The 8,538-nt window shown below is 64.3% G+C and carries 8 protein-coding genes; 6 read left to right on the forward strand and 2 right to left on the reverse strand.

The genetic code is table 11. The features are described 5' to 3' along the window. Positions 1–473 precede the first annotated feature (473 nt). Genes E7813_RS19690 through E7813_RS19700 form a run of 3 tightly spaced genes read left to right on the forward strand, consistent with a single transcriptional unit; the run spans position 474 to position 3,374 of the window. A complete protein-coding gene (locus tag E7813_RS19690) occupies positions 474–1,286 on the forward strand; it encodes a UDP-2,3-diacylglucosamine diphosphatase (RefSeq protein ID WP_291576748.1) in 813 nt (270 codons plus the stop codon). After that, positions 1,286–2,338, forward strand: a complete 1,053-nt coding sequence (locus E7813_RS19695; RefSeq protein WP_291576749.1) for a glycosyltransferase family 1 protein — start codon at positions 1,286–1,288, stop codon at positions 2,336–2,338. The genes E7813_RS19690 and E7813_RS19695 overlap by 1 nt, the downstream gene beginning before the upstream one ends. Positions 2,339–2,390: 52 nt before the next feature. Beyond that, positions 2,391–3,374, forward strand: coding sequence for a threonine/serine dehydratase (locus E7813_RS19700; protein WP_291576752.1), 984 nt, complete (start codon positions 2,391–2,393; stop codon positions 3,372–3,374). Here the strand turns inward: E7813_RS19700 and E7813_RS19705 are convergent. Beyond that, entirely contained in the window at positions 3,367–4,305 is a 939-nt protein-coding gene (locus tag E7813_RS19705) for a hypothetical protein (protein ID WP_291576754.1), read from the reverse strand. The two genes, E7813_RS19700 and E7813_RS19705, sit on opposite strands and share 8 nt — an antisense overlap. A gap of 76 nt (positions 4,306–4,381) precedes the next feature. Here E7813_RS19705 and E7813_RS19710 point away from each other — a divergent pair, with 76 nt between their 5' ends. Beyond that, positions 4,382–5,581 carry an MFS transporter gene (locus tag E7813_RS19710; protein ID WP_291576756.1) on the forward strand — a complete coding sequence of 400 codons (1,200 nt, stop codon included), beginning with the start codon at positions 4,382–4,384 and terminating at the stop codon, positions 5,579–5,581. On the opposite strand, the gene dgcA is transcribed toward E7813_RS19710, so the two are convergent. Next, positions 5,551–6,546 carry an N-acetyl-D-Glu racemase DgcA gene (dgcA, locus tag E7813_RS19715; RefSeq protein ID WP_291576758.1) on the reverse strand — a complete coding sequence of 332 codons (996 nt, stop codon included), beginning with the start codon at positions 6,544–6,546 and terminating at the stop codon, positions 5,551–5,553. The genes E7813_RS19710 and dgcA overlap by 31 nt on opposite strands. A 143-nt stretch (positions 6,547–6,689) precedes the next feature. Between dgcA and E7813_RS19720 the strand changes: the two genes are divergently transcribed. Both E7813_RS19720 and E7813_RS19725 read left to right on the forward strand, forming a co-directional pair. Next, on the forward strand, positions 6,690–7,823 hold the full coding sequence (locus E7813_RS19720) for an ABC transporter permease (protein WP_291576760.1): 1,134 nt from the start codon (positions 6,690–6,692) through the stop codon (positions 7,821–7,823). A 2-nt stretch (positions 7,824–7,825) separates the two neighbouring features. Next, positions 7,826–8,538 (forward strand): ATP-binding cassette domain-containing protein (locus E7813_RS19725; RefSeq protein ID WP_291576762.1); only part of this gene is annotated, 713 nt, incomplete at its 3' end.

The raw sequence follows: 8,538 nt of genomic DNA on the forward strand, positions 1-8,538 counted from the left end.
TTTTTCTGCCCTGCCGGGCTGCGGGTGCATCGTGCGCCCGGCATTCCCCACGCCCTCTTTGGGCGGAAAATAAATGCATGACTCGGTCGCATCGCGCCGCGGGAACGCAGAAGTGTATCTTCTCGTCATCGCCCGCGAAGGCGGGCGATCCAGTATTCCAGAGCCGCCGATGATTGAACCGAGAAGCCGCGGCGTACTGGATGCCCCGCTTTCGCGGAGCATGACGGCTTCATTTGGAGCTGCACCGTGCACTCAATCAACGCGCCGTCCCTGCGAACGTCAACAGGGACGACGATTGGAGCCGCCTGTCGCCGGATTGTCGCACGGGGCTGATATCGCCATGACGCAAGCAGGTCACTGATTCGCGGGCGGCGAAACGTGGACCCGCTCGGTATCCATAGGCTGGTTGTTTCGAGCGATCGGTTCCATGAGCCGTCATCACGCTGTCATGGATTTCTGCTAGGTGCTCGCGCATGGGAAGTGACGCTATGAGTGAAGAGTGTCCTGAACGGCGTTTTCGCACTTTGTTTATCTCCGACGTCCATCTCGGAGCCCGCGGCTCGCAAGCCGAACGATTGCTGGACTTCCTGCGCAGCCACGATGCCGATACCATCTATCTCGTCGGCGATATCGTCGACGGCTGGGCGCTGCAATCCAACTGGTACTGGCCGCAATCGCACAACGACTTCGTGCAGAAAATGCTGCGCAAGGCCCGCAAGGGCGCCAGGGTCATTTACGTCCCCGGCAATCACGACGAATTCCTGCGTAACTATTATGGCACGCATTTCGGCGGCATCGACGTCGTCGAAAACGCCATCCATGAGGGTGTCGATGGCCGGCGCTATCTCGTGATTCACGGCGACATCTTCGATCTCGTGGTGCAGAACGCGCGCTGGCTCGCCCATCTCGGCGACAAGGCCTACGATTTCGCGATCCAGACGAACCGGATCGTCAACGCGTTCCGGCGCTGGTTCGGCGTGCCCTACTGGTCGCTGTCGCAGTGGGCGAAGCTGAAGGTCAAGAACGCCGTGAACTATATCGGCGCCTTCGAACGCACGCTGGCCGCCGAAGCCAAGCGTCATGGCGCCGACGGCGTGATCTGCGGCCATATCCATTACGCCACCATCCGCGACGAGCATGGCATCACCTATATGAACTGCGGCGACTGGGTCGAAAGCTGCACCGCGCTCGCCGAGCACGAAGACGGCCGTTTTGAAATCATCACCTGGACCGATCCGCTGCGCCGGACCGCGCCGCTTCCCGCCGTCACGGCGCGGGCCGCCTGATGCACATCCTGGTCGCGACCGACGCGTGGCACCCTCAGGTCAACGGCGTGGTGCGGACGCTGACCATGATGGCGGAAGCCGCAAAGGCGTTCGGCGTCGAAGTCAGTTTCCTCACGCCGTTGTCGTTCCGCACGCTCGCAATGCCGAGCTATCCGGATTTGCGTTTGGCTCTGCCGGTGCGGACGAAGATAGCGCGGCTGATAGAACAGGCGCGCCTCGACAGCATTCATATCGCGACCGAAGGACCGATCGGGCTGTCGGTGCGGCGTTATTGCCGCAAGCACGGGTTGCCGTTCACCACGAGCTTTCATACCCGCTTTCCGGAGTACATTTCCGCGCGCTTTCCGGTTCCCGAAGCGTGGATCTGGAAGGCGCTGCGCTGGTTCCATGGCGCGAGCCAGGCGGTGATGGCGGCGACGCCGGCGCTCGCCAGCGAATTGCGCATGCGCGGCTTTCGCAATGTCGTGCTGTGGCCGCGCGGCGTAGACACCAGCCATTTTCATCCGCGCCCCGTCGATTTCGGTCTGACGCGTCCGGTGTTTCTCTGCGTCGGCCGCGTGGCGGTCGAAAAAAATCTTGAGGCATTTCTCGACCTCGATCTACCCGGCACCAAGATGGTGGTCGGCGATGGGCCGGCGCGCGCGGCGCTGGCCCGCAGATACCCGCAAGCCGTGTTTCTCGGCGCGCTGCAGGGCGAAGAGCTGGCGGAAGCCTATGCCGCCGCCGACGTCTTCGTGTTTCCGAGCAAGACCGACACCTTTGGCCTGGTTCTTCTCGAGGCCCTCGCCAGCGGCCTGCCGGTCGCGGCGTTTCCGGTGAGCGGCCCCCGCGACGTGATCGGTTCGGCGCTGGTCGGCGCGCTGAACGACGATTTGAGGATTGCGTGCCTGGCCGCGACGACAATTTCGCCGCAAGCGTGCCGTGCCTTTGCCGAACGGCATACCTGGGAAGCCTCGGCGCGGGCTTTCGTCCAGCATACCGGCAATGTGCGCCCGCTCGACCGGGACGATGCGGTACAATTTGCAGTGAAGGAACCGCGTTTGATCGCCTGATCCGGCTCAGGCGTCTTGCCCGGGTGTCGGACTACGCGATACAAGTTACGGCATGAACGCTCCGGTTCTGCCTGTGACATCCGCCGACATCGACGCCGCCGCGCGCGTGCTGGCGCCGTTCGCAGTGCGAACGCCGTTGCTGTCGCCGCCGGTTCTCAACGAGCGGGTCGGAACCCGCGTGTTCCTGAAACCGGAAATGCTGCAGCGGACCGGCTCTTTCAAGTTTCGCGGCGCGTTCAACAAGCTGTCGTCGATCCCGCCCGCCGCGCGCGCCGGCGGCGTGGTGGCGTTTTCGTCCGGCAACCATGCCCAGGGCGTGGCGGCGGCAGCGCAGATCCTGAAGATGCGCGCGACCATCGTGATGCCGGCCGATGCGCCGCTCTCCAAGCGCGAGCGCACCAAGGGCTATGGCGCCGAGGTGGTGCTGTACGATCGCGACCGCGAGGACCGCGAAGCCATCGCCCGCGACATCGCCGGCAAGCGCGGCGCGACGTTGGCGCCGCCTTACGACGATCCGCTTGTCATCGCCGGGCAGGGCACGGTGGGGCGCGAAATCGCCGAGGACATGGCGGTGCTTGGCCTCGCGCCGGATATCGTGGTGGCGCCGGCCTCGGGCGGTGGCTTGATCGCCGGGGTGGCAACCGCGATCAAGGCGCGCTATCCGCAGGCGGTGCTGATCGTCGCCGAACCGGCAGGTTTCGACGATCATACCCGCTCGCTGCGGGCCGGAAAACGCGAACCGCACCGCGCCGAAGGCCGCACCATCTGCGACGCGCTGATGGCGTCGATCCCCGGTGAAATCACCTTCGCCATCAACGCGCGGCTGCTGACGCAGGGAATCACCGCTTCGGACGCGGAAGTAGCGGCCGCGGTCGGATTTGCTTTCCGGGAGCTGAAACTGGTGGTCGAACCCGGTGGCGCGGTCGGCCTCGCCGCCCTTCTGGCCGGCCACATCGATGTCGGCGGCAAGAATGTCGTGATCGTGCTGTCGGGCGGCAACGTCGACACCGATATGTTCGCGAAACTGATCAGCTGAAGAATGCGATCTTCTCGGCCTGGCTCATGCGCCGGATCGGCGCCAGCGGGTCGGCGGCCGATGCATTGGGCCTTCGCACGATGCCATTGGCGATAAGTGTCGAACCAAGCGATAGTTGAGGAGAGGGCGGGATCGGCTGCGGCGTCGCAGGCATTGGCTCATGCAGTTCGGCGATACCTTCGGGATCGGCAGGCGGTAACCCTGCGGCGTAAGCTTCGTCGATATCGGTATCGGCAGGATCGGGCGCGGCCATTTCAAACGCCACCATGTCCAGCACCGCGTCGTCCTCCGCAGTTGGACCTTCGGCTTCCGAAGGCGCGGCCGGCATTTCATCCGATGGGGCCGGAGCCGGCGGCGGTGCAGCCGATTCGGCAGCCTGTGGGTATGCCGCATCGCCGTCGCCAAGCTCACTGATCCGCCGCTCGATCAGATCGAAGGCGGCGCCGACAGCCGCCGCTGGATCGATAGAGGCGAATTGGGCGCAGCCGGTTTCAATGGTGCCGACTTGCGAATCGATCAGATCGCAAATCCGGCCGTCGGCGCCGATTTCGCGCAGCCGCCAGGCGATCTCCCGGATTACCCGGGCGCCCTTGCGGACCGGCGCCAGATTTTCCTCCACCGCAAGGCCTTCGAGGGCGGTCGATGCCGCGGCCCTGGCCTCATCGATCGCGTGCCGGATAGCGGCCAGCGCCTCTGGCAAGCCGCTTTCCGGGGCCGGCTGCTTCTGGGCGGCCAGACTTTCCTCGATCCGCGCCACCGCATCGAGCACCATGCGGGTGTCGGCGTTGCGGTTGCGCTTGGCGTATTCGTTGAGAAACCAACGGCCGCGCGACGTCTCCATGAACGCATCGCTGATCGCTTCATAGTCTTCTTCGCGCGGCTGGGTTGCGCGTGCTGATATCGGAGACAGGGCGAATGCTTCGTCGGCCATGGTAAACTCATCCGCGCAAATCATCGCGCGTTGCGATAACGATCATCACGATATCAAGCGAATCGCAATTGAATTGATGCCGCCCGAATCACAAATCCCCATCGCTTCTCCGGAAGCAGCGAAGCGATTCGCGACGCGGCTGGCACTGTTTTACGGCACGCTGTTCGGCCTGGTCGGCACCCAGCTGCCGTTCTTCCCGGTGTGGCTCAAGGCGGTCGGGATCGACGCTTCGTGGATCGGGATCATCACGGCCGTGCCTTCCGTGACACGGTTCACGACCCTGCCGTTGGTGACCGGCTTTGCCGAACGGCGCCAGTCGGTGCGCGGCGCACTGATCGCCACGGCCTTTCTGAGCGCGCTCGGCTTCCTGGCTGTCGGCACCCAGCATCGGCCGCTGCTGGTATTCCTCGCCTTCGCGTTCACCGCCTGCATATGGACGCCAATGGTGCCGCTGACCGACGCCTATGCCTTGAGGGGTATGACGCGTTACGGACTCAATTACGGACCGCTGCGGCTGTGGGGTTCGGCGGCATTCGTGGTGGGAGCGCTGGGGTGCGGGCTGTTGGTCGATGTCATCGCAGCCCGGCACCTGATCTGGGTCATCGCCGCGGTGGCGGGATTCGGCGCCCTCGTTGGCCTCGGACTTCAACCTCTGGATCGTCCCAGGACGGCTCCGTCGGCGGGGCATGGCGCTAGCGCGTTGCTGCGCGATCGCGGTTTTCTCGCCATCATCCTGGCGGCGGCGCTGATTCAAGGCAGCCACGCCGCCTATTACACGTTCTCCTCCATCACCTGGCAGGCGTCCGGCCTCGGCGGGCTGACGATCGCCGCTTTATGGGTATTGGGGGTGCTCGCCGAGATCGTGGTATTCGCGCTGTCACCGCGTTTCACGCTGTCGCCGGCGGTGCTGATGATGATCGGCGGCCTCAGCGCCGTCGCGCGCTGGCTGATCACGGCGCAGGAACCTTCGGTGGCTGTGCTGGCGGTGGTGCAAACGGCGCACGGCCTGACCTACGGATTGACCCAGATTGGTACCATGGGCTTGCTGGTGCGCCAGGTGCCAGGCCATGTGATGGCGAGAGGGCAGGGTTATCTCGCGGCCTGCGCCGGCATGGTCACCGGCAGCGCTTCGATTTTATCCGGTGTTATCTACGCCCGGCACGGCCAGGACGTTTACTACATGATGGCCGCGATGGCGCTGTCGGGCGCTATTGTGATGTGGTCGGCGCGCCATCGGCTGGCCGATCAACCCCACAGCTCCGCGTCCGGTGGATAGACGGTGCTGCCGTCGTAACGCAATCCGCCGTCGCGGTCGCGCGCCAGCAACAACGGACCATCGAGGTCGACAAAGCGCGCCTGCTGCGCGAGCAGCATCGCCGGGGCCATGGAAAGCGAGGTCGCGACCATGCAGCCGGCCATGATTTCAAATCCCAGTGCCTGCGCCGCATTGGCCATCGCCAGCGCCTCCGTCAATCCGCCGGTCTTGTCGAGCTTGATATTGACGGCATCGTAGCGCTCGCGCAGTCCGTCCAGCGATGCGCGATCATGCGCGCTCTCGTCGGCGCAGACGGCCAGTGGCCTGCGGATGCGTGCCAGCGCCTGGTCGTTGCCCGCGGGAAGCGGTTGTTCAACCAGCGTGACGCCGAGTTCGGCGCATTCCGCGAGATTCTGCTCGAGATTGGCGTCCGTCCATGCCTCGTTGGCATCGACGATCAGTTCCGACTCCGGAGCTGACTTTCGCACCGCAGCGATCCGCGCCCCGTCGCCATCGCCGCCGAGCTTGATCTTGAGCAGCGGCCGGTGCGCGGCTTTGGCGGTTGCCGCCGCCATCGCTTCCGGCGACCCCAGCGAGATCGTATAGGCGGTGGTGCAGGCCCGTGGCGCCGGACGTCCAAGCAGGTCCCAGACCCGCACGCCCCTGGCCTTGGTCTCCAGATCCAGCAGCGCACAATCCAGCGCATTGCGGGCGGCGCCCGCGGGCATTGCGGCTTGCAGGGCCTCGCGATCGAGCCCTCGCGCCACGGGTTCCAGCATCGCAGCGAGGGCGGCCAAGGTCGCCTCGGGGGTTTCGCCATAGCGGGCATAGGGAACGCACTCGCCACGCCCGGTATGGCCGCCATGGTTGACTTCCGCCACCACCGTCACCGCCTCGGTCTTGGCGCCGCGGCTGATGGTAAAGCTGCCCGCGATCGGCCAGCGTTCGATTTTGGCAACAAGCTTTGGCGATTCAAAGGAAGTCATTTTAATATCTGGCGGATTCTGAACCGAAGGGTTGCCCGGCGCAACCAACTATGGCTGGTTAGGGACATGTTCTACAAGGCGACAGCGCGGATTGAATCGTTCCCCTGCATGAATAGCGGAGAATCGGCACAGGAGTTGGCATCGTGAACGGTGACCCGACATTGGAGCGGATTGCCCGGGGCAATGGACTTGCGCTGTGCGCCGCGGGTACGTGGACTGCCCGCTTTGCGCCGGTGCTCGAGCAGATCGTTGCCGACGCCGAAAAACTGACGGGAAGCCGGCCCAACATTTTCATCGATGTCTCGCAGATCTCGAAACTCGACACCTTCGGCGCCTGGCTGATCGAGCGGCTACGCCGCAGCCTCACCCAGGGCGGCGTCGAGGCCAAAATCGCCGGGCTGTCGGTCAATTATTCAAGTCTGGTGGACGAAGTGCGCCGGGTGAAGGCAGCACCCCCGCCCGACCCCACACCGGTAACGGTTACCGGCATGCTGGAACAGATCGGCCGCAACATGGTCGGCTTCGGCATGACGATCGTCGGACTGATCGACATGCTCGGCGCCGTTCTCGCCGCGGCCGGAAGGGTCATCAGTCATCCGTCCGGCTTCCGCCTCACTTCAACCGTGCATCATCTTGAGCAGGTATGCTGGCATGCGGTCCCGATCGTTGGGCTCATCACCTTCCTGATCGGCTGCATCATCTCCCAGCAGGGCCTTTTTCATTTCCGCCAATTCGGTGCGGACATCTTCGTCGTCGACATGCTGGGCGTGCTGGTGTTGCGTGAAATCGGCGTGCTGCTGGTGGCGATCATGGTGGCGGGCCGGTCCGGAAGCGCCTACACCGCCGAGCTCGGTTCCATGAAAATGCGCGAGGAGATCGACGCCCTGCGCACCATGGGATTCGATCCGATCGAGGTACTGGTGCTGCCCAGGATGCTAGCGCTGGTCATCGGGCTGCCGATTCTGGCCTTTCTCGGCGCCATGGCGGCCTTGGTGGGCGGTGGCCTGGTGGCGTGGCTTTATGGCGGTATCGATCCCGAAGCGTTCATGCTGCGGCTGCGCGACGCCATCTCGATCGATCACTTCACCGTCGGCCTGATCAAGGCGCCGGTGATGGCGGCGGTGATCGGGATCGTCGCCTGCGTCGAGGGGCTCGCGGTCGAGGGCAGCGCCGAATCGCTCGGGCAACACACCACCTCCTCGGTGGTGCAGGGAATTTTCTTCGTTATCGTCATGGATGGCGTATTTGCGATCTTCTTCGCTTCGATTGGAATGTAACGATGGCGCCTGAAATGTCCGACGCCATCATCCGGGTCCGCGATATCTCGGTCCATTTCGGGACCACCAAGGTTCTGGACGGGCTCAATCTCGACGTGAAGCGCGGTGAAATCCTCGGCTTTGTCGGTCCGTCCGGCGCCGGCAAGTCGGTGCTGACGCGAACCATTATCGGTTTGGTCCCCAAGGTCAGCGGACGCATCGAGGTGTTCGGGATCGATCTCGATGCGGCCGATGTCTCGGAGCGGCGCGGGGTCGAACGGCGCTGGGGGATCCTGTTCCAGCAGGGCGCGCTGTTTTCCTCGCTGACCGTGCGGCAGAATATCCAGTTCCCCGTGCGCGAATATCTCAATGTCTCGCAGCGACTGCTCGACGAAATCACCGAAGCCAAGCTCGGCATGGTCGGGCTGCGGCCGGAGGTCGCCGACCGTTTCCCCTCGGAGCTGTCCGGCGGCATGATCAAGCGCGTGGCGCTGGCGCGCGCACTGGCGCTCGATCCCGAACTGGTGTTCCTCGATGAGCCGACTTCGGGCCTCGACCCGATCGGCGCCGGCGACTTTGACGAGCTGGTACGGACCCTGCAGCGTACTTTGGGGCTGACCGTTTTCATGGTAACCCACGATCTCGACAGCCTTTACACCGCCTGCGACCGCATTGCCGTTTTAGGGAACGGTAAGATCATTGCCGCAGGATCGATGGCCGACATGCAGGCCTCGCA

The organism is Bradyrhizobium sp., from assembly GCF_004799405.1.
In the GTDB taxonomy this organism is placed as follows: Bacteria; Pseudomonadota; Alphaproteobacteria; order Rhizobiales; family Xanthobacteraceae; genus Bradyrhizobium.